14 protein-coding genes and 3 pseudogenes are annotated in these 20262 nt (G+C 38.6%); 6 read left to right on the top strand and 11 right to left on the bottom strand.

Annotation, left to right across the window (positions count from 1 at the left end):
* Positions 1–138: 138 nt before the first annotated feature.
* Positions 139–888 (top strand): MerR family transcriptional regulator, encoded by a 750-nt coding sequence (locus tag ISX45_RS06075; protein WP_194520263.1) that lies wholly within the window; start codon positions 139–141, stop codon positions 886–888.
* A 274-nt stretch (positions 889–1162) separates the two neighbouring features.
* On the opposite strand, the gene ISX45_RS06070 is transcribed toward ISX45_RS06075, so the two are convergent.
* From ISX45_RS06070 to ISX45_RS06050, 5 genes and pseudogenes are all read right to left on the bottom strand, one after another.
* Positions 1163–1537, bottom strand: coding sequence for a PilZ domain-containing protein (locus ISX45_RS06070; RefSeq protein WP_194520262.1), 375 nt, complete (start codon positions 1535–1537; stop codon positions 1163–1165).
* Entirely contained in the window at positions 1534–3978 is a 2445-nt protein-coding gene (gene parC / locus ISX45_RS06065) for a DNA topoisomerase IV subunit A (RefSeq protein ID WP_194520261.1), read from the bottom strand. The genes ISX45_RS06070 and parC overlap by 4 nt, the downstream gene beginning before the upstream one ends.
* Positions 3978–5954: a DNA topoisomerase IV subunit B gene (parE, locus tag ISX45_RS06060; RefSeq protein ID WP_181556603.1), complete on the bottom strand. Its 1977-nt coding sequence runs from the start codon at positions 5952–5954 to the stop codon at positions 3978–3980. The genes parC and parE overlap by 1 nt, the downstream gene beginning before the upstream one ends.
* 163 nt (positions 5955–6117) lie before the next feature.
* A complete protein-coding gene (locus tag ISX45_RS06055) occupies positions 6118–6537 on the bottom strand; it encodes a CoA-binding protein (RefSeq protein WP_194520260.1) in 420 nt (139 codons plus the stop codon).
* A gap of 132 nt (positions 6538–6669) precedes the next feature.
* Positions 6670–8786 (bottom strand): annotated as a pseudogene (locus ISX45_RS06050) (thioredoxin domain-containing protein).
* Positions 8787–8972: 186 nt separating this feature from the next.
* Here ISX45_RS06050 and ISX45_RS06040 point away from each other — a divergent pair.
* Together ISX45_RS06040 and ISX45_RS06035 are read left to right on the top strand one after the other, a co-directional pair.
* Positions 8973–9131, top strand: coding sequence for a hypothetical protein (locus ISX45_RS06040; RefSeq protein ID WP_158077348.1), 159 nt, complete (start codon positions 8973–8975; stop codon positions 9129–9131).
* On the top strand, positions 9124–10656 hold the full coding sequence (locus tag ISX45_RS06035) for a recombinase family protein (protein ID WP_194520259.1): 1533 nt from the start codon (positions 9124–9126) through the stop codon (positions 10654–10656). The genes ISX45_RS06040 and ISX45_RS06035 overlap by 8 nt, the downstream gene beginning before the upstream one ends.
* Positions 10657–10935: 279 nt before the next feature.
* Here the strand turns inward: ISX45_RS06035 and ISX45_RS06030 are convergent.
* A pseudogene (locus ISX45_RS06030) lies at positions 10936–12125 on the bottom strand (IS3 family transposase).
* Between the two features lie 180 nt (positions 12126–12305).
* On the opposite strand from ISX45_RS06030, the gene ISX45_RS06025 reads away from it, so the two are divergent.
* Both ISX45_RS06025 and ISX45_RS06020 read left to right on the top strand, forming a co-directional pair.
* Entirely contained in the window at positions 12306–13502 is a 1197-nt protein-coding gene (locus ISX45_RS06025; protein ID WP_228485639.1) for an MFS transporter, read from the top strand.
* Between the two features lie 254 nt (positions 13503–13756).
* Entirely contained in the window at positions 13757–14386 is a 630-nt protein-coding gene (locus tag ISX45_RS06020) for a hypothetical protein (RefSeq protein ID WP_194520258.1), read from the top strand.
* A gap of 610 nt (positions 14387–14996) precedes the next feature.
* Here ISX45_RS06020 and ISX45_RS06015 read toward each other — a convergent pair.
* The 5 genes and pseudogenes from ISX45_RS06015 to ISX45_RS05995 all read right to left on the bottom strand — a co-directional run bounded on the left by ISX45_RS06015 (position 14997) and on the right by ISX45_RS05995 (position 18955).
* Positions 14997–15242: a hypothetical protein gene (locus ISX45_RS06015; RefSeq protein WP_228485638.1), complete on the bottom strand. Its 246-nt coding sequence runs from the start codon at positions 15240–15242 to the stop codon at positions 14997–14999.
* A 197-nt stretch (positions 15243–15439) separates the two neighbouring features.
* A complete protein-coding gene (locus tag ISX45_RS06010; RefSeq protein WP_194520257.1) occupies positions 15440–16225 on the bottom strand; it encodes a PhzF family phenazine biosynthesis protein in 786 nt (261 codons plus the stop codon).
* Positions 16226–16513: 288 nt separating this feature from the next.
* Positions 16514–16921: a GNAT family acetyltransferase gene (locus ISX45_RS06005; RefSeq protein ID WP_194520256.1), complete on the bottom strand. Its 408-nt coding sequence runs from the start codon at positions 16919–16921 to the stop codon at positions 16514–16516.
* 132 nt (positions 16922–17053) lie between these two features.
* Positions 17054–17629: pseudogene (locus ISX45_RS06000) on the bottom strand (DJ-1/PfpI family protein).
* A gap of 579 nt (positions 17630–18208) precedes the next feature.
* The gene (locus tag ISX45_RS05995) at positions 18209–18955 is read right to left on the bottom strand and encodes an MFS transporter (protein WP_194520255.1); all 747 of its coding nucleotides are present in this window, start codon (positions 18953–18955) and stop codon (positions 18209–18211) included.
* Positions 18956–19379: 424 nt separating this feature from the next.
* On the opposite strand from ISX45_RS05995, the gene ISX45_RS05990 reads away from it, so the two are divergent.
* Entirely contained in the window at positions 19380–20126 is a 747-nt protein-coding gene (locus ISX45_RS05990; protein ID WP_003250473.1) for an enoyl-CoA hydratase/isomerase family protein, read from the top strand.
* The last annotated feature ends 136 nt before the right edge of the window (positions 20127–20262 follow it).

Here is a 20262-nt window from a genome sequence, read left to right as displayed (position 1 = left end):
TGACGTTTAAGTTGTAGGTTTTTGTAATTTTCTATCCAAATCCATCTTTTTTTGTAATGTTTTGTATCTCCGCAGGAAAATGGATGATTAGATTGGAAATAAACATATAGCCATTTTACAAGAAAGGATGACACATATATGGAATCGTACACCCTTCGCGAAGCAGCTAAAAAACTTGGTATCCCGCCGCGAACATTAAAACAATGGGAAAAAGAATATGCTGAATTTCTCGTTATTCCTCGAACTAATCAAGGGGCGCGCATTTATACAAATGAACTATTACACAAATGTTCTATGATAAAGGAATGGTCTTCAGAAAAGCGAACAAAACAAGAGATTCACCACTATTTGAAAACAGAACAAACAACATCCAATCACGAGGATACTAAAGTTGTAACGTCAAAGCCAAGGCATAGTCCAACGCAAAGCATAGAAACAAAAGTGATGGAAGGGGAAGTCATTGACGCATCTCAATTGCCGTGCAACGACACACATTATATGGTAGAGCAAACTATTGAACAAATTGCCAAGCGGGTGAAAGAAGAATTTGCCGGTGAAATGAAGCAACAAACGGCTGAAGCACTCCAACAAATCATTGCTTATATAGCAGAAATAAAAGAAGATACCGCTTCCGTCAAACAAAATATCCACCAATCAATAAATGAATGGACGGGATCTCTAAAACAAGAGACTCATCATATGTGTGAACAGCTTGAGGAAATTATGGAGTTTTTGCACGATGAATACGAACGACGAGAAAAAGAGAGAAAACAATATGAAGAACGCATTATGGAACGCGAAAAGTCATTTCGCGAACTTGTGCTCTCCTTCCGACAAGCGGCAAGCGCCAACGGAAAACGGTCAAATAAGTGGTGGAAATTTTGGTAAACAAAATCTCAATCGGTTTGTAAATCGCTCAATAAGAAAAAGCGCTCCGCTAAGTGCGATGAGCAAATATGTCTTCATCGGATGCTGTTGCTATCCCAAGAGACTAGTTTTCCCCTGACCTGTTTAAAACATCTCCTATCTGCTTTACACAAATTTTGCATGAATGTTGACTCTAGAAGCAAACGGGTTGGTCGCTGAGCTAGACAGTTCTCCTTTACTAAAAAAACCGGCTGATGTCGTGCAGTACGACGTCAAGCCGGTTTGTCTTCTCCCCCTACCTTCGAAAGCCGTGACGGAGCGCCGCATGCTGTTTAATTTCGCGGACAAGCATCTCTTCCTGCACATCGGAAAGCATAAGGCGTACTCCATAATAATAGTGACTGGCCAACGGTTTTTGCCATACGAGCATTCCTAAAAAGCGAAATACAATGTCGTTTAATGCAAACGTTACTTGGATTTCAATTTCTTGTTGCTCAGGTGGAATGTGTAACCATGTTTCAATTTTCATCCCACGCGGGCTAATATCATGAATGTGCGCTCTCCCTTCCTCGCTTTCTACACTTCTTCCGTCAATGCGCACAAGGCGAAAGGTGCAAGGAAGTGGCTGCCCAAACTCGTAACGAAACGCTTCTTGTCGCCTAAATCTCACCGAATCTCCTCTTTCCCTGAATCCGTTATCGGTTGTTTCCACATATCGATGACTTCTCCCGCTTCTTCGCTATCGACGACAAATGAACCGTTACTATATCGATCGGTCACGCGCAGTTGAGAGGAACGAATCGTTTCTATCGCTCCTGTTGCTGTTTGTATAAACAGAACGTCTTCCTCGTTTTCTGTTAGCACCGAGCTTACAATGCGATGAGGGTTTGTTTTCAATTCTCGAAGCATGACGACCCCTCGTTTGGCGCGAGATGTTCGTTCAAATTCGTTTATCCGCATTTTCTTCACCGCACCTCGCTGTGTGGCAATAATAAGATACGAAACTTGCTCCTGTTTGACTTGGTGTGCGGAAACAACGTAGTCGCCTTCTTTTAAGTTAATCCCTTTTACACCGGCTGCCCGTACACCAACGGTACTAATTTCATTCTCATGAAACCACAGCCCATATCCTTGGTAGGTAACGAGGAAAATGCCGTGCTGTCCATCCGTCATATAAACGGTGACGACTTCATCATCTTCTTTTACATTTAAAGCGACGAACGGCCGCGTGTAACGCTGCACTTTATATTGTCCTAATTCTGTTCGTTTGACCATTCCTTGTTTCGTCACAAAGATGAGGTCTAACGGCTCATCGAAATTGGATACCGGAATCGCTGCAATAATCTCGTCTTCACGATCTAACGCCACGAGATTCGAAATGTGTTGCCCTAGCTCTTTCCAACGAATATCCGGCAATTCATGCACAGGACAATACAAATAGTTACCGCGGCGGGTGAATAACAGCAACACATCGGTTGTATTCATTTCTAGCTGCGCTAATAGATGATCTGATTCTTTCATCCCGAAGTCTTGTCCGTTCGAGGCTGTGTACGAACGAAGACTTGTTCGTTTGATATATCCTTCCTTCGTCACCGTGACAATGACATCTTCAGATGGAATCATCACTTCAAGGTTAATTTTAATCTCTTCAATCTCGTCTTCAATGACCGTTCTTCGTTCATCAGCATACATTTTTTTCATTTTTTTCAATTCTGATTTGATCACTGACAATAATTTCTTTTCGCTCGCTAGAACGGCCGTTAGTTCACTGATGGTTTTCTCCAGCTCTTCCGCTTCTTGTTTCAATGCAGTAATATCCGTATTCGTCAAGCGGTATAATTGCAGAGAGACAATCGCTTCTGCTTGCGCTTCCGTGAAGTCGTATTTCGCCATTAAGTTATCTTTTGCATCACGCTTGTCGCTAGAAGCACGAATCGTCGCAATGACATCATCAAGAATCGACAAAGCTTTCATTAATCCTTCAACAATATGCTGGCGGTCGTACGCTTTTTTCAATTCGTATTGCGAACGGTTTGTGACGACTTCCTTGCGATGCTCAATATACGCGTCTAACAGTTCAGGAAGGCTTAACAGTTTCGGGCGTCGTTCGTGGATGGCAACCATATTAAAGCTATATGGCACTTGCAAATCCGTATTTTTGTATAAATAGTTTAAAATTCCTTCTGCATCGGCATCTTTCTTTACTTCAATAACGATACGAAGACCGGTACGATCCGTTTCATCGCGAACATCGGAAATCCCCTCTAACTTTCGATCAAAGCGAAGTTCATCAATTTTTTTGACAAGATTTGCTTTATTGACTTCATACGGGATTTCCGTAATGACAATTTGTTGCTTGCCGCCTTTTAATGACTCAATCGTCGCTTTGCCGCGAATGATAATTTTCCCTTTTCCTGTTTCATACGCTTTTTTTATCCCGTCTTTTCCTTGGATAATGCCACCGGTTGGAAAATCAGGACCATGCAGTACGGTCATCAACTCATCGACAGTGCAATTCGGTTTGTCAATGCGCATGATGACAGCATCAATGACTTCTCCTAACGAATGCGGCGGAATTTCTGTCGCATATCCAGCCGAAATTCCGGTAGAGCCGTTTACCAACAAGTTCGGAAACATCGCTGGTAACACAGCAGGTTCTTTCGTTGTATCATCAAAGTTTGGAACGAATTCTACCGTTTGTCTGTCGATATCCCGCAACAATTCAGAAGCAATCGCGGATAGACGCGCTTCCGTGTACCTCATCGCTGCGGGAGGATCGCCATCAATGCTGCCGTTATTCCCATGCATTTCAATTAAAATGTTCCGCAGCTTCCAATCTTGGCTCATCCGTACCATCGCTTCATAGACGGAAGAATCCCCGTGAGGATGGAAGTTCCCGATGACGTTTCCGACCGTTTTCGCCGCTTTGCGAAAGCCTTTATCAGCCGTATTGCCGTCTATGTACATCGCGTATAAAATGCGACGTTGCACCGGCTTTAAGCCATCGCGCACATCCGGAAGCGCGCGCTCTTGAATAATGTATTTGCTGTAACGCCCGAAACGGTCGCCCAATACGTCTTCTAACGGTAAATCTAGCAGTCTTTCTGTCATCAATAATCCCCTCCTGCGACCGATACATGTTCATTGTCTAAAATGTTTGGATCGTCTTCTAATCCGAAGGCGACATTGGCTTCAATCCATTTACGACGCGGTTCAACTTTGTCACCCATAAGCGTAGTAACACGCCGCTCTGCTCTTGCCGCATCATCAATCCGAACGCGAATGAGCGTACGAGTTTCCGGATTCATCGTCGTATCCCATAATTGATCGGCATTCATTTCACCGAGACCTTTATAACGTTGCACTGTATAGCCTTTGCCAAACTTTTTTACCGTTTCTTTTAATTGTTCATCGGTCCACGCGTATTCGACGATTTCTTTTTTTCCGGTACCTTTACTAATTTTATAAAGCGGCGGAAGAGCGATATACACTTTTCCCGCTTCAATCAATGGTCTCATATAGCGATAGAAAAACGTAAGCAACAACACTTGAATATGAGCGCCATCCGTATCCGCGTCCGTCATAATAATCACCTTGTCATAGTTGACGTCTTCTAAAGAAAAATCTGGTCCGACTCCTCCGCCAATCGCATGAATAATCGTATTAATTTCTTCATTTTTAAAAATGTCAGCGAGCTTCGCTTTTTCCGTGTTAATCACTTTTCCACGCAATGGCAATACCGCTTGAAAACGTCGGTCGCGCCCTTGCTTGGCCGAACCGCCTGCGGAATCTCCTTCGACTAAATAGAGCTCATTTTTCTTCGGATTGCGCGACTGCGCCGGCGTTAGCTTCCCGCTTAATACTGCTTCTTTTCCTTTTTTCTTTTTCCCACTTCTCGCTTCCTCGCGCGCTTTTCGTGCCGCTTCCCGTGCTTGATAGGCTTTGATTGCTTTTTTCACGAGCATTGCACTGATGTCCGGATTTTCTTGAAGAAAATACGTAAGATGCTCAGACACCACGGAATCAACGGCAGAACGCGCTTCGCTTGTTCCTAGTTTTCCTTTTGTTTGCCCTTCAAACTGCAATAAATGTTCCGGTATGCGTACAGACACAATTGCGGACAATCCTTCGCGAATATCGGAACCTTCTAAGTTTTTATCTTTTTCTTTTAATAGGCCCACTTTTCGCGCATATTCATTAAATACGCGCGTCATCGCAGTTTTGGCACCCGCTTCATGCGTTCCGCCATCTTTTGTGCGCACGTTGTTCACGAAAGAAAGCACATTTTCCGAATAACCATCGTTAAATTGGAACGCAAATTCAACTTCGATTCCGTTTTGTTGTCCTTCAAAATACACGACCGGATGCAAAACGTCTTTTTCCTCGTTTAAATACGAGACAAACGCTTCAATGCCATTTTCATAATGAAAAACGTCACGCATTCCTGTCCGTTCATCAACTAATTCAATTTTTAATCCCTTCAGCAAAAACGCCGATTCCCGCAGCCGCTCGCTTAACGTTTCGTAATGAAATGTCGTCGTGCTGAAAATCGTTGGATCGGGTTTAAATTGAATGATCGTTCCCGTTTTTTTTGTCGTCCCGATTTTTTCTAATGTCGTTACCGGTGTTCCGCCATGTTCAAAACGTTGTTGATAGATGAAACCGTCGCGATGGATCGTCACGACAAGCCATTCCGATAAGGCATTGACAACAGACGCACCGACTCCATGCAAGCCGCCGCTCGTTTTATAGCCACCTTGTCCAAATTTCCCGCCGGCATGAAGCACCGTTAAAATGACTTCCGGCGTCGGCTTTCCAAGTTTATGCATTCCGGTCGGCATGCCCCGGCCTTCATCCAACACGGTAATGCTATTGTCTTTATGTATTTTGACAAGAATATAATTTCCGTACCCTGCTAACGCCTCATCAACGGAATTATCGACAATTTCATACACAAGATGATGCAACCCACGGCTATCGGTACTTCCGATATACATTCCCGGACGCTTCCGAACCGCTTCAAGTCCTTCTAACACTTGAATCGCATCATCGTTATATTCATATACTTGTTTATTCGTCACGCACATACCCCTTTCAACGTAAAACAAGAACGTTTGTTTCTATTTGTTTATTGTAACATAAATTTTTGAAACGTCTATGCCTATTTTAACGATTCCTGCAAAATAAGCAAATTTTCTCTCTAAAAATGGAAATGACCATCTTTATAAAACAAAGATGGTCGAATCCGTTTTACCCCTTTTTCGTTAATGCATGTTCGACTTTAATGCAGCGATCCATCACAACGGTATACCCTTTTTCTTTTAGAAACTCGTAAGCTTCCTCATTGACAACGCCTAATTGAGCCCAAAATACATCCGCATCGATTTGCACAAATTCACGGGCGATTTCAGGCAAATGCTCCGGACGACGAAAAACGTTGACAATGTCGACATGACCGTCAATGTCTTTTAACGTTTTCACCGCTTTAATTCCTTCCCATTCATCAATCGTCGGGTTCACCGGAATAATCTCATATCCTGCGTCTTTCATCGCTTTCGCTACCATGTAAGACGTGCGCTCAGGATTATTGGATAAACCAACGACCGCAATGCGTTTTGCTTTTTGCAAGATTTGTGCAATCTCCTCGCGGCTTGGATTTGTGATCGGCATTCCTTTTCTCTCCTTTTGTTTGTTCTTTTTTCTAGTATTTCTTCATCAAGAAAAAGAATCCTGCTGTCTATTTTAAAAACATTCTCTTTCTTTGACATTTCGCAAAACCATATTGAATTAATACAACCACTTTTACTCAAGCAGCTGCTTCAACACTTCTTCAACATCAGTCGTCGGTTGTAAACAAGCAAAATTTTCACATATATAGATAGTAGTCTCGTCTCCGATTTGTTGATATTCCGCTGCAAAGGGGGCAATTGCGGAAAAATCAGATGGATGTTCCGCAACCAATACGGAATAATTCGGAACAAATGCTTTTTGCAATAGCTTCAATAGTTTCTCTCTTTTTTCGTCGCCCTTTTTCCCAAAAATCACAATTTCCTTTGTCGGCATCTCGAAAAGCAACAAGCCTTGAAGGAAAAACGTATGACCGCTTTCATACGCTTCCACTTGACGTTTGAAGGTCGAATACATCTTTTCCGCCTTGTCTAATAGTTGTAAGTCACCGGTGAGTCTAGCAAGGCGAATCATTTGCACAGCCGCAACACTATTTCCTGATGGCAAAGCCCCATCATAAATTTCTTTTTCGCGAACAATTAGCCGTTCTGCATCTTTTCCTGTAAAGTAAAAACCGCCGTTTTCCTCGTCCCAAAATAGCTCGATCATCTCTTGAGTACGTTCCATTGCTCTTTTTAAATATGATCGTTCAAATGTCGCTTCATACATCTCGACATAAGCCCAAATCAAATAGGCGTAATCGTCAATAACCCCTTTATTTTTTACTTCGCCTTCACGGTAGCGCACCATCACTCTTCCATCTTGAATGATATGTGTTTCAATAAATGCCAGCGCTTGCTTTGCCATGTCAAGGTAGGAGCCAGTTTCATATACTTTCGCCGCTTTTGCTAAACCTGCAATCATTAACGCATTCCAAGCGGTTAAAATTTTATCGTCAACATGCGGGTAAACGCGTGACGAACGCTCGACAAACAGTTGTTGTCTCGCCGCTTCGAGCTTTTCTTTTAGCCCTTCTTTCGCCAGTCCATATCGTTTTGCAATCTCCGCCAAGTTCGTATGAATTAAATTAGGTACGTTATGTCCTTCAAAATTCCCTTCTTCTGTAATGTCGTACACTTCACAATACAATTCACCCAATTCCGTTCCGAGCACGTTCAACACTTCATCTTGATCCCATACATAATATTTTCCTTCGATTCCCTCTGAATCTGCGTCAATCGCCGAGTAAAACGCTCCTTCCGTCGATGTCATCTCTCGTTTCACAAACTCGATAATTTGCTCGCTTATTTCTTTGTAGCGTTCATTGTTGGTAAGCTGGTATGCCTCTGTATAGGCTATTAAAAGCAGGGCATTATCATAAAGCATTTTCTCAAAATGCGGCACAAGCCACATCGCGTCGGTCGAATAACGAGCAAAACCGTATCCAATATGATCGTAAATTCCTCCGTTAGCCATGCTGTTCAACGTTTTTTCTGTCATGAGCAGCGCGTGTTCTTGTCCTTTCCATTTGTAATAACGCATTAAAAACATCAGCATATGCGGAATGGGAAACTTCGGAGCATCGCCAAAGCCGCCATAAATCCCGTCAAAACTGTTCGCCAACTGTCGGTATGTTTGATCTAAAGCGGTTGATGGAAGCCGATCTTTCTCATGAGCTTGAACAGATTGATGGAGGCTTTTCGTGATTTGTTCTGAAATCTTTATGATTTCGTCCGGATGTTTTTTAAATTTCTCATATAACTGTGTAAGTACTTCAATAAATCCCGGGCGTCCATACCGGCTTCGTTTAGGAAAATACGTTCCTGCATAAAACGGCTTTTGATCAGGAGTTAAAAATACACTTAGCGGCCAGCCGCCATGCCCTGTGAGCATTTGACAAACACGCATATAAATAGAATCAATATCCGGTCGTTCCTCCCGATCCACTTTAATGGACACATATTTTTCATTTAATATCTTTGCAACTTCTTCGTCCTCAAAACTTTCATGTGCCATGACATGGCACCAATGACATGTAGATATAAGCATCCTCACTTTCATCTTCATCTATTGACCCCGAAGGGTCAGGAATAGCCAATAGATACGAACACTGGCTTACCTTCCCTTTTGGCTCTTTGGAAAGCTTCAGGTCCCCAAGGAAACCAATCCACCGGATTATGTGCATGTTGCAAAAGGTAAGGTGATTTTTCATGAATTAATCGATTCGTGTATTTTTTCCCATGTACTGACATCTCTCAACACTTCCTTTTGAATTTTTTTCATTATTTAATTATTGGTTCAAACTAAAAGGAATATTACCATACTTACCTCTAAATTTCACCTGACAATATTCTGAAAATAATAACTTTTAATCAAGAACTTAGAATATCAAAAAAGCGCTGGTATCATCTTTGAAATTATTCAGAGGTGATACAAAGATGATTAATTTAACCAAAAAGCAAGAAAAGACTATAACATCAAAATCTGGATACAAAATAAAAATCATTTCTAATAAACCAACTTTAAGTTCTATTAAAAACTTTTCTCTGGCTTTAAGTACCTATTTAGAAAAGGAAAGTGATAAAAACCATGTATAACTATAATATTGGTGAAATAATAAACGCTCTTTCCATTGAATTTGTTGCTATTTATTTACGTAAAAGCAGAGATGATAAAAGTGAAGAAGATGTCCTTGCGAATCATCGTTTAGAACTAGTAGAATTAGCCAAAAAATATAATCTTAAATATGTAATTTATGAGGAGATTGGTACCAGTGACAGTATTGAATTTCGACCTGAATTAAAAAAACTGTTACGCGAAGTTAAAAACGGTGTATATGATGCTGTTTTAGTGATTCATCCTGATAGATTAGGACGTGGAGATTGGGCGGATGTAGGTGAAATCAGAAAAGCTTTTAAAGCTTCTAATACTGTCGTTATTACCCCACAAAAAGTCCTTGATTACAATGATGAGAACCAAGAATTGGCTAATGACATGGATGCATTAATGGCAAAACATGAATACCGTTTAATAAAGGGTAGGCTAAAAGCAGGAAAAATTAGGGGTGCAAAAAGAGGTAGATGGACAAACGGTGTACCCCCTTTTCCATACTTTTATGATAGAAATACAAAAAGTTTAGTAGTTGATGAGGCAAAACTACCGATCTACAGAATGATGGTAGAAGAATATTTAAATGGAGCATCCTTAAAAGACATTGCTGTTAAAGTTAATAAAATGGGTGTAAAAACAAATAGAGGTAAATATTGGTCCGAAGTTAAAGTTGAGCGTGTAATTTTTAGTGAGATTCACTTAGGGAGAATCATCTATGGAAAAACTAGTGGAAGTGGCCATAAAAATAAGCCAACTAAACCTTTAGAAATTAAGGATAGAGATGAATGGATTATTGTTGAGAATTGCCATACGGCAATAAAAACTTTAGAAGAACACTCACGAATGTTGGCGATTAAAAATGCAAAACAGAAAGTTCCAAAACGCGCTAGAAATGGTGTCTATGCCTTATCAGGACTAATAAAGTGTAGTAAATGCGGCTATTCGATGAGAATGAATAATAAGAAAACTGTAACCAAAGGATTAAAGTGCTACGTGGTAAAGTGCCAGAAAACCGATCCATTTGGTAACCAATGTGGTCATCCCGGAATCGATGCTGACATCTTACTTGAAGCAATCGAAAACGAACTCTTACTATATTTAAATGAAATTAAATCTTTTGATAGCCCGCAACCTTCCAATCAATACAAATTGGACGATTTACTTGCTGAGAAAAGAAAAGAACTAAAAAATGCGGAAGATGGTTTGAATAGAATTTATAATTTGTATGTAATGGGGAAAATTAACGAAGAAGTAATGAATAACATGTCAAAAGAACAAGAAACGATGATCATAAAAATTAAAAATGAACTAAGAGAGATAGAAGAAAACTTTAAAGAAGTCAAAGGTATTTCTAAAGAAGAAAGAAAAGAGAGAATTGAAGCAGCTCTTAGAGGGTTATCAGACAATACCATTGAAACTAAGGAACTCAATCGATTATTAAGATTAATAATTAAAGAAATTAGCTATAAAAAAGTGCAAAATGAAGTGTCGGTTGAAATATCTTTCTATTAACATCTTATATTTATCTCAACTTGTATTCCTATCGAGATAAAATACTCCTATATATAAAGCGGGCGCTCAATGCGCCCAATATTCTTTTATAAAAATCACTCAAAGTGAAATACCTTCAATCGAGAAGCAAAGAAAGACCTCCTACACTGCATAAATATTTTTGACCCAATACACAATGAAAACGGATTGACCCCCTAAATTTGGACACATCCTATCTTATTTTAGGTTATTCTCAAAATTTCTCGTTTTTTCTTGGCAAGAAGACAAAATCCTCTTGCCTTATACGCGAACTTCTTTGATGATTAACGATTCCATTTGCGCTTTTTTGTAAAATTCATGCGGTGGAAGATCGAGAATACTCGAATGAATCCTTCGCTCGTTCTAAAATTTCATGTACTCCATCACGGCTTGATAAGCTTCTTCATAGCTGTCAAACGCCATTCTTCCTAGACATTCCTCCTCCAGTAAACGATGAAACGCTTCAATATGCGCATTCATATTCGGCGTCCGTGGTGGAATCCGTTCATCTTCGATTCCAAATCGCTCACAGGCAGCTTCAAAGGCATGAGAAATAAATTGCGGGCCGTTGTCTGTCCGAATCACAGGTTTATTTGCCTGTTCAAATTGCTGACGCTTGAATAACGCTCTTTGAAGCGTCTTTACGGCATCGCTTCCTGAACAACTCAACCCAATATGGTAATCAATCACCGAACGGTCATACACATCGATGAGCGACAAAACCAAGAAAAAGCGTTCTTCTCCTTCGATATACCCATATTTCACATCCATTTCCCATAACTGATTTGAGCTTGTAAGGATGCGATTCCGAGCGATTTTCTTCGGATATGGAATCCGTTTCTCTCGCTGCGGACGCAGTAAGTCCATCGCTTTACACAATCGATATACTTTTTTCTTACTGATCACAAGCTGATGGTCTCTTCTTAACTGAATGGTCAGCTTGCGATATCCGTAGGTAAATCCTTCTCCCATCACAAGCTCAGAGAGCCATTCTTGGATTTGTTCGTCTGGCACTTTTTCGCCAGTTGCCGTTAGAGAGTAGCCGGGTGTTGGACGTCCCCCACCTACTGTTTTCTTCTCGACTTTTCCGTTCTGTTGATAATAGTAGGTTGAGCGATGGATTTCTAGAATCTCCAATACTTTTGTAATCGGATATCCTTTCTTGATCCACTGCTCAGCTACTTCCAATTTTTCAGTAAGTGAGGGTTCTTCTTTTTTATCAAATCACGCAAAATCGCGATTTCTAAATCTTTTTCCCCTAATAGCTTCTTGAGCTGCTCGTTTTCTTCCTCCAGCCGTTTGATTTCAGCTGAAGAGGGAGAGGAAACCATTTCTTGTCCTAGTTTTCCTTCTTCATATGCCTTCACCCATCTTTGCACAAGATTCGGGCTAAGCTCGTATCTTCTAGCTACCAATGCTTTATTTCCAGCTTCTAATGCTTCTTTCACCACTTGCTTATATTACAAAAAATTCTTTGTATTACTTTATTTTTTCAATACAATTATTGTATATAATTGTAATATATTGAATTTTTAGCTATATTACAACATCCCCTTACCCTATGCTATGATTTTGTTCTGTTTCACAAGTGCATTACATGCCTAATCTCAATCTTTCTAGGGGTGATCATTTTGAACGCTACGAAATTTTGTATAGCAACATTTCTTTCAAATTTGGGGGATGTCATATACAGTGTTGTTATAGCTTGGTATATTGCTGACGTTTTGCAATCAGGTTTTTTGATGGGAGCAGTTTTATTTTCCCTAGGTTTGTCGAGATTTATTGCTGCGCTTCTTTGTGGACCGGTTATTGATCGAATAGGGGCAAAGTTATTTATGTGGTTGTCAGACATGATAAGGGCAATCATTGTGTTAGTCTTGGCTATTCTGTTATGGGATCATACTATCTCTTTTGAAATTCTCATAATGGTCTCCGTTTTGTTTGGAGCGATTGATGCTTTTTATTGGTCAGCCACAGAATCAATAAAGCCAAGATTAGTCGCTACTGAATATTTGAGTCGTCTCAATAGTCAATACTTCACTGTTGTAAGAACAACCATCATTTTGGGCCCTTTAATCGCCGCTTGGATGGTTGAATCAAATTCAATAGAACGTTCCTTGATAGCCATCTCTATGTTATATGTATTTTCAACTTTTTTCATTTTGTTTATTGACTCTAAAAATAGTCATCTTGAAAATGTGAACCATAATAATGACAAAACTTCTTACTTTTCGGATTTAAAACTTGGTTTTAGATTTTTGAATAGGCAAAAAATGATTTTTTCTTTGATTATAACTATGTTTTTTGTAAATATTGGAGCAAACGGGGTTAATGTATTGTTCCCTTTTTTGGCTAAAAATATTAGTGATGATGCTAAGTATTTAGGATATATATATTCATCAATGTCAATGGGAAGTTTGTTAACTGGTTTAATCTTTTCAGTTAAAAGCATTTACAAGGTTGAATTGAAGATTGTCTATTTATCTTTTCTTTTACAAGCTACTGGTATTGCCGCATTATGTTTTATTCAAAATTTTGTAATTATTCTAATTTTTATTTTCGTAATTGGCTTAATTACTGGTTTTATAGGAGTCCTTATTCCTACTTTTGTTCAATATTCTGTGCCTATTCATTTATTAGGAAGAGTTAATAGTATTATGATGGCGATTTCAATGCTTTCAACACCAGTAGCCCAATTTATTTTTGGGATCAGTGCAGATTATTTCAATATAAAATATCTTTTCTTCATTGCAGGTGCTTTGGGTATAGTTACGAGTTTATCTTCGTTATTAATTAATGAAAAAAAGGTACGCCAAGAGAAACTGTAATGTAAAGGAGTTATTAAGCTTGAATATATTAGTTGGTGTAACAGGTTCTTCAGGAGTTGTTGAACTACCTGTGTATTTTGCATGCAATAAACAATTATGCAGTGTTTGTCACTGAAAACTTAATGAATTTCCTATAATTTTAATTACGTAATCGTAAATCCACGAATTTTATCGTGGTTTTTTTATTTTTTTGTTTACATTTCTGTTAACAAATGTGTATAATATTGTTAACAATGTAGGAAGGAGCTGGGATAATGGAAGATTATCGAAAAAGATTATTTAGAGGGGCAAAGATAGAAGATTGTATTTTATTTTTTGAAGAAAACGAGTTGAAAGCGAAAGAACGTAAAAACGAAGCTTCTAATGACTATGAGAAGGGATTCTGGGAAGGAAATAGGTTAGCTTATCAAATGGCAGCACAGAAGCTCAGATGGGATTTTGATTATAAAACGGAAGAATGGGAACAAGGGATTATAAAAAAAGTTGAGGAACTGATTAAACAAATTGAAATGATGGAACAATCCTCTAGAAATCAAACAGATACAAGCATTTCACAGTTTTTAAAGCAAGTAGAACCTAAAGTAAGTTCAGCCTTTATGGATAATGTACAAGAAATTCCTGAAGAATATATGAAAGGTATGTTTGAAGGTATGGCTATTACTTATCGTTTAGTCATCTCCAAACTACGTTCAGAAATAGAGGCTAGAGAAGGCACAGAAGGTATAGGGAATATAATCAAAGATTGTATTCAGGATTTTGAAAGAGCAGCAGGTATGTATAAATTGAATGCTGAGAAGACTCAAGATACCTTCAGTAAAGGATTTCTAGAGGGAGCACATGCAGCTTATCAGGTTGTACTTAAACAATTAAAGTTAGAATTATAACAAGAGATTTTTTGATGTGAACTTCCGGTAAGAAAAAATAAAAAGGAGTACTTTCACTAAACATATCCCTGTCAAGTAGACAGTGTTTAATAATCCCCTCTCATCAGCTTCATCAATCATAGTTGATCGGGCTTTGCCAGTGTCAAGGAAACCACTTGACACTGACAGCCCATCAACTAATTGGTAGATGTGACATCTTTTGTGTTGCATCTCAAACTTCTCAATGAATCAGCCCCCCTTGAAACATCAGGGGCGAGTATATCATAAAATCATCATTTTGAATTGCGTATAATATACATTATATGCTTGGTATAATATTCCCTATGTTGTTTAACGGGTACCTTCACTTCACCAACAGAGAAAGATACTATTCTCAGAATATTCAGGTAGTAAATTCGATTTTTCAAAATATTTGTCTTATTATTTTGTTTCCCGGATCTCCATTATAGATAGGTATCTATGGTAATTAAATAAAAACGTCTAGGATTTATTGTATTCCTAGACGTTATTTATCACTGTTTTAAATAGTCTTAAATCTTTGTAATATCGAAACACTCGTATATCTCTCTATCTCTCCAAAAATGTTCAGCATCATCAATTTTACAAAATTTTATAGATTTGTTTCTTTTTCAGCTAAATATTTTTGCAAATCATCTGTAACTGATAGTGTATCCAACGCTCGTTTAATTAAAGCATCAATGAGCCAGTCTTGTTGAACGTTCAATAGTAATCTTTGCAACGCTTTTACCTGAGTCCAAATTGCTTTTGAAGGCTTATATAATTTTGCTTTTTCTCTTTCAGTAGCCATAAATTCACGAACCTCAAAGAAAAGCTGTTCTAAATCTGACTTACCCACTTCTTCTGATTTTGCCTCCCGTTTTCTATAGACATTATATATTCTGTCACTTAGCCGTTTGTTCAAGGCTTTATCAGAATTGGCAATATATATTCCCACTTCATTTTGAGTAATGCCAGCATTACATCACTTCGCTGCACCACAGTGATGGGAGGTAATTCGTTCTTCCATGGAAGTTCAGTAAGGACTACTTAATATTAAACTGTTAGATTGCCTTCAAAAATGGTTATTGCTTTTCCTGATAGTAAAACTTTGTCATCTAAAACCTTAACTTTTAAAATCCCCCCTCTTTCTGAAGCTTGGTAAGCAGTAAAATCGGTTTTATGTAACTTACTTTTCCAATATGGACCTAAACAACAATGTGCTGAACCAGTTACATAATCCTCACTGAGACCTTGAGCTGGCGAAAAGAAACGTGAAATAAAGTCAAAATCTTTTGAATTAGATTGACTCGTAACGATAACACCACGGACTGGTAATTTTGCAATCAGGTTTATATTTGGCTTTAAATTTCTTACAATATCTTCTGATTTTACTTCTACTAAATAGTCTAATTTGCTTTTTCCAACATATATAGGTTCAACACCTAAAGCCTTAATCAGTAAATCAGGAGCAATTGTCTTCTCCTCAAGAATAGAAGGAAACTCTAATTGAACCCATCCATCTACAAACTGTGATTTGAGAACGCCGCTTTTTGTATGATAGGCAATGGATTTCTCTCTTTCAACATATCCTTTTTCCCACAAAAAAAACGAACTTGCCAGTGTTCCGTGTCCGCAAATAGGTATTTCGGTAGAAGGGGTAAACCAGCGTAAATGGTACTCATTTTTAAAACGATTTATAAAAGCAGTAACTGGTAAATTTATCTCTTTTGCAATACTCTGCATCCAACCACTATCTTTTTCCTCACTTAACAAACAAACAGCAGCAGGGTTTCCTTTAAAGGCTTGTTCTGTAAAAGTATTTAAAATAGCAAAATTCATCTAAATTACCTCCGCTAAGCACCATTTTTTTGAGTATCTTAATACCTCTTCTAAAATCGCAAATCGTGTTGAATTGACCTACCCCTTTAGTCACCCATGAAGCGAGCTTCACCACAGATGATGGAAGTTCATTCGTTCTTCCATGGAAGTTGAACAAGAACATTTTTTATATTATTTTCTTATCTTGCAAAAAAGCTTGTGGAATTTTTCCTCAAACTTTTAAAGTCATTGCCACTATTCAACTACAGAACCCCATTAGCGGAATAAACATACTTTCACAAAAGATAACTAAATCCACTTTTCCATGAATATTAATTCATCCGTTTTAAAACCCAATTTTTCATAAAATCCTTGAACTTTACAATTATCCTTCTCAATCAATAGATTTACTTTCTCACACCCAAGTCTCTTAAACCGTTTTTCAAGTTCCATCATGATTTCCTTGCCTATATTTCGCCCTTGATATTCTGGGTCAACAGCTAAATGATTTATCCATCCTCTTCTACCATCGTAACAACCCATTACTGCACCTATAATTCGTCCATCTTCCTCTACCACAAAAAACAATTCAGGATCTCTTTTTAATTTTTTTTCAAATCCTTCTATCGTATCAGAACGCGATAAAATTAAACCTGCTCTTTTCCATAAATCAATTACTGAATCAAAATCATTCAATGTAAAGTCGCGATATTTCATAAAACATTCATCCCCTTTTTTAGATAAGTATATAAATTCAACTAATCAGAATGATGGTATTATTGAATGTTACTACCCGTTAGTACAACAAAAAGGCTTTACTCCTTATTGAAGTTTGAAGTAAATCATCTGCTAACTCAATAACTTATTAAAAGTTAAACCTTTACCAACAGGCTGAATCGAATTTAATACCGCATGTCTAACTTTCTTACTAACTAACCTTTCAATAAACCAGCCAACTAAATCTTGAGCATCAAGGCAACCAGCTGCGGTTGCAATATTACCTTCAACCACAAATGATTCTTCAACAACGTTAACATTAAACTTTTCTAATTCCTTTTTTGCTGTTGGATAAGTGGTTGCAGTCTTACCGTCTAATAAACCAAGAGCTGCTATGATGAGAGCTCCTGAACACATAGAACCTATTAATTGCTCCGAACTATTTAATTTAAGTCTTTTGAGGTAATTTTCATCTTTATAAAGCTTCCTTGTTCCCGGACCACTCGCAAACAGAATGGCATCTGCATTTCCTAATTCATCAATTTTAGAGTGGACTGGTACTGTTAAACCTGTGACAGACCGATGAAAATCTTTCGTTCCGTAAATTTTGACGGTCCATCCACGTTCTTTAACGCGATTTAATAAATCTCAAGGCAAAAACACATCAATATCGGTAAAATCATCAAAAGCTACAATTGCAATTTCCATTAAATACCCTCCTCTAAATCTTAATCCTTTTACTTAATCAACCTGTCCTGTTAGACAGCCATAAAGCGATCTTCACCACAGATGAAAGAAGTTGAATAAGAAAATCAACATTGTTCTTTAACAAAGCTTAGAGGGAAAATGACTTTCTTGACTCCACTGACCGGCTGATTAGAGCATATGCAAGCCCAGAAAATATGCATACGAAACCCATTAGTAATAAAAATTGGAATCCCTGTCTCATATCAAAAAAGTACCCGGAAAGAGCAGGACCAATCATGACTCCCAATATCATGTGTAGATTGGAAACGCCCGAGTAGGTACCACGTAAACTTTTTGGAGCTAAACGTAGAATGAACGTAGATTGAACGGGAAGCAAAATCATTTCTCCAAAGGTATAAAGGGTATATTCAATTAGCAGAAATGTGATCATGACGGACCAGTTTGATATCAAGCTGTGAAAATAATGCGTTACGCAAACAATCTCGATTATACCCAATCCAAACATGATGCTTCCTACCAGCATCATAGATCCCATTGGGCGTGGGGAAGCCCATTTGGAAACTACATATTGCAGGGTAGCTACAAGAAGACCGTTATAAGCCATAAGATATGGATAAGGATTTTCAGGCCCCTTAAACCAAGGCATTTCCTTATCAAAATAGAGTGGAAGCATCCCTTCAGTTTGTGAAATACTAAAGCGATAGGTAATCCAGCGATAATAAAGGAGAACAGAACTCTGTCGCTTAACAAGGTGGTGAAAGTTTTTGATGCTCCTTTGGTAATAGTCTTCTTTGCCTCCTCTGCTTTGGAATTTCTATGAAGGGTTTCTTTAAGTAGGAAAGCCAGCGTAATACCATATAGAATTAGGGAAGTAGCTGCAAGAATGAAAATAAGGCTTTTAGAAAAAAACAAGACCGAGGTGCCTAACATAGGACCAACCGCAACTCCAATATTCATGCCCATTCTCAAAAAAACGAATACCTCAGTTTGTTGGTTGTCTGGTGTTACGTCAGCTACCATGGCGGATGCTGCGGGATGAAAAAAAGCATTGAAGAATCCTGCACCAAAAGAAATAAAACAATAGGCAAGAAAATGGTCAAAAATGACATACCCAAACAAAAAGAGACCATTTCCGACCATGGATAAAACCATGACAGGTTTTCTCCCAATCGAATCTGAAATCCTTCCTCCCAAAAATGAGCCTATAATCATTGCAAGAGGAGATAGAGACATCACCACTCCTACTTGCCAAGCGGTTTCCATTTTTTCATTCATGTAGATTGCTAAGAAAGGCATCAACATAGCAAAAGTGATACTATTAACCATTTCACCAATAAATCGAATCCAGACGCTTCGGTAAAATCGAGGAAATTTTGAAAAATTTTAGCTCTAAACAACAGAATATTCCCCCTTTTCTGAATCAATTCTTATGTTATATTATATTATAAAAAATAAATACTAAATTGAAATCATTTTGGTATGTATCTCTTTGTCAATGGTTAGCATCCCAGTGAAGAGAGATTAACGATATTTGTTTTCTATCAATGGAGCAGGGAAAAAGCGGTGTCCTATGCAAAGAGTCAAGGGTATACAGTAACCTGTTCTCGTCGAATAATAGGGGTACCGCCAACAAAATGCGGATTTCGCACGTTAATTGCGGATTTGAAATTGTCACGGGCACAGGTGGTATCCGTTACAATGGAAATCTGGAAAAGGTGCCAGATATGACCTTCGAATGGAGGGAATGGAATTGGAATTCAACCATATTATCGCAGAAATAAATAACAGGGTCGGCATTATTACATTAAATCGTCCCGAAAAAAAGAATGCCATATCCATGCAAATGAGAGAGGAAATCTCAGAATGCCTAAATGCTTGGAAAACAAGCGACGATGTGATGGCTGTGATCATTACGGGTTCATCTTCTGCATTTTCCGCCGGATTTGATTTATCCGAATTTAACAATCCTGAGCAATTTGGCCGTTTATTACAATCATCGTCACAATACCATAAGGATATCTGGTTATTTCCCAAACCAACCATTGCGGCGGTCAACGGCGTTGCACTCGGAGGCGGATTTGATTTGGCGGCCTTTTGCGACTTTAGAATTTGTACGGAGTCCGCTTTATTCGGCCATCCTGAAGTTAAATTTGGGGCACCCCCGCTCATCACACCACTTCGATGGATTGTGGGAGAGGGCATAGCGAGAGAACTATGCCTGACGGGCCGTACAATTGATGCAAATGAAGCTTTACGCATCGGTTTGACAAATGAAATTGTCATAGATAAGAACATTTTAGATCGTGCTATAGAACTGGCCGAGACCATATTAGAAGCCCCAAATGATACGTTGCTTTATTTAAAATCATTTATGACGAGCAGCAAGCAAAAAGAATTTGAAACCTGCTTCTCCATCGAGCATGATGAAGCTTTTCGGAAGCTGCTGCTCCCCAAAGCAGAGGCAGGGTTAAAAAAGAATCACGGCTCCAAATCATAAATCAATGCAATATTTCTACCGTTTTTAGTCAATGGGATACACTAGAAGTAAAAGAAATCTTAAACGCACGTCGTGCTGGTGACAACAACTCATGGGTCGGCAATGATTCCCCTCCTTTTCTTTTGCCAGTATTTCC

This window comes from Thermaerobacillus caldiproteolyticus (genome assembly GCF_015326725.1).
In the GTDB taxonomy this organism is placed as follows: domain Bacteria; phylum Bacillota; class Bacilli; order Bacillales; family Anoxybacillaceae; genus Thermaerobacillus; species Thermaerobacillus caldiproteolyticus.
Note: the sequence above shows the minus strand (reverse complement) of the source record. Positions and strands in the feature narration are given on the sequence as shown.

Coding starts and splice junctions, on each gene's coding strand:
- parC (WP_194520261.1), bottom strand. CDS start 3,978: ATGACAGAAAGACTGCTAGATTTACCGTTAGAAGACGTATTGGGCGAC.
- ISX45_RS06005 (WP_194520256.1), bottom strand. CDS start 16,921: ATGAAATATCGCGACTTTACATTGAATGATTTTGATTCAGTAATTGAT.
- parE (WP_181556603.1), bottom strand. CDS start 5,954: ATGTGCGTGACGAATAAACAAGTATATGAATATAACGATGATGCGATT.
- ISX45_RS05995 (WP_194520255.1), bottom strand. CDS start 18,955: ATGGTTAATAGTATCACTTTTGCTATGTTGATGCCTTTCTTAGCAATC.
- ISX45_RS06010 (WP_194520257.1), bottom strand. CDS start 16,225: ATGAATTTTGCTATTTTAAATACTTTTACAGAACAAGCCTTTAAAGGA.
- ISX45_RS06040 (WP_158077348.1), top strand. CDS start 8,973: ATGATTAATTTAACCAAAAAGCAAGAAAAGACTATAACATCAAAATCT.
- ISX45_RS06020 (WP_194520258.1), top strand. CDS start 13,757: ATGGAAGATTATCGAAAAAGATTATTTAGAGGGGCAAAGATAGAAGAT.
- ISX45_RS06035 (WP_194520259.1), top strand. CDS start 9,124: ATGTATAACTATAATATTGGTGAAATAATAAACGCTCTTTCCATTGAA.
- ISX45_RS06075 (WP_194520263.1), top strand. CDS start 139: ATGGAATCGTACACCCTTCGCGAAGCAGCTAAAAAACTTGGTATCCCG.
- ISX45_RS06055 (WP_194520260.1), bottom strand. CDS start 6,537: ATGCCGATCACAAATCCAAGCCGCGAGGAGATTGCACAAATCTTGCAA.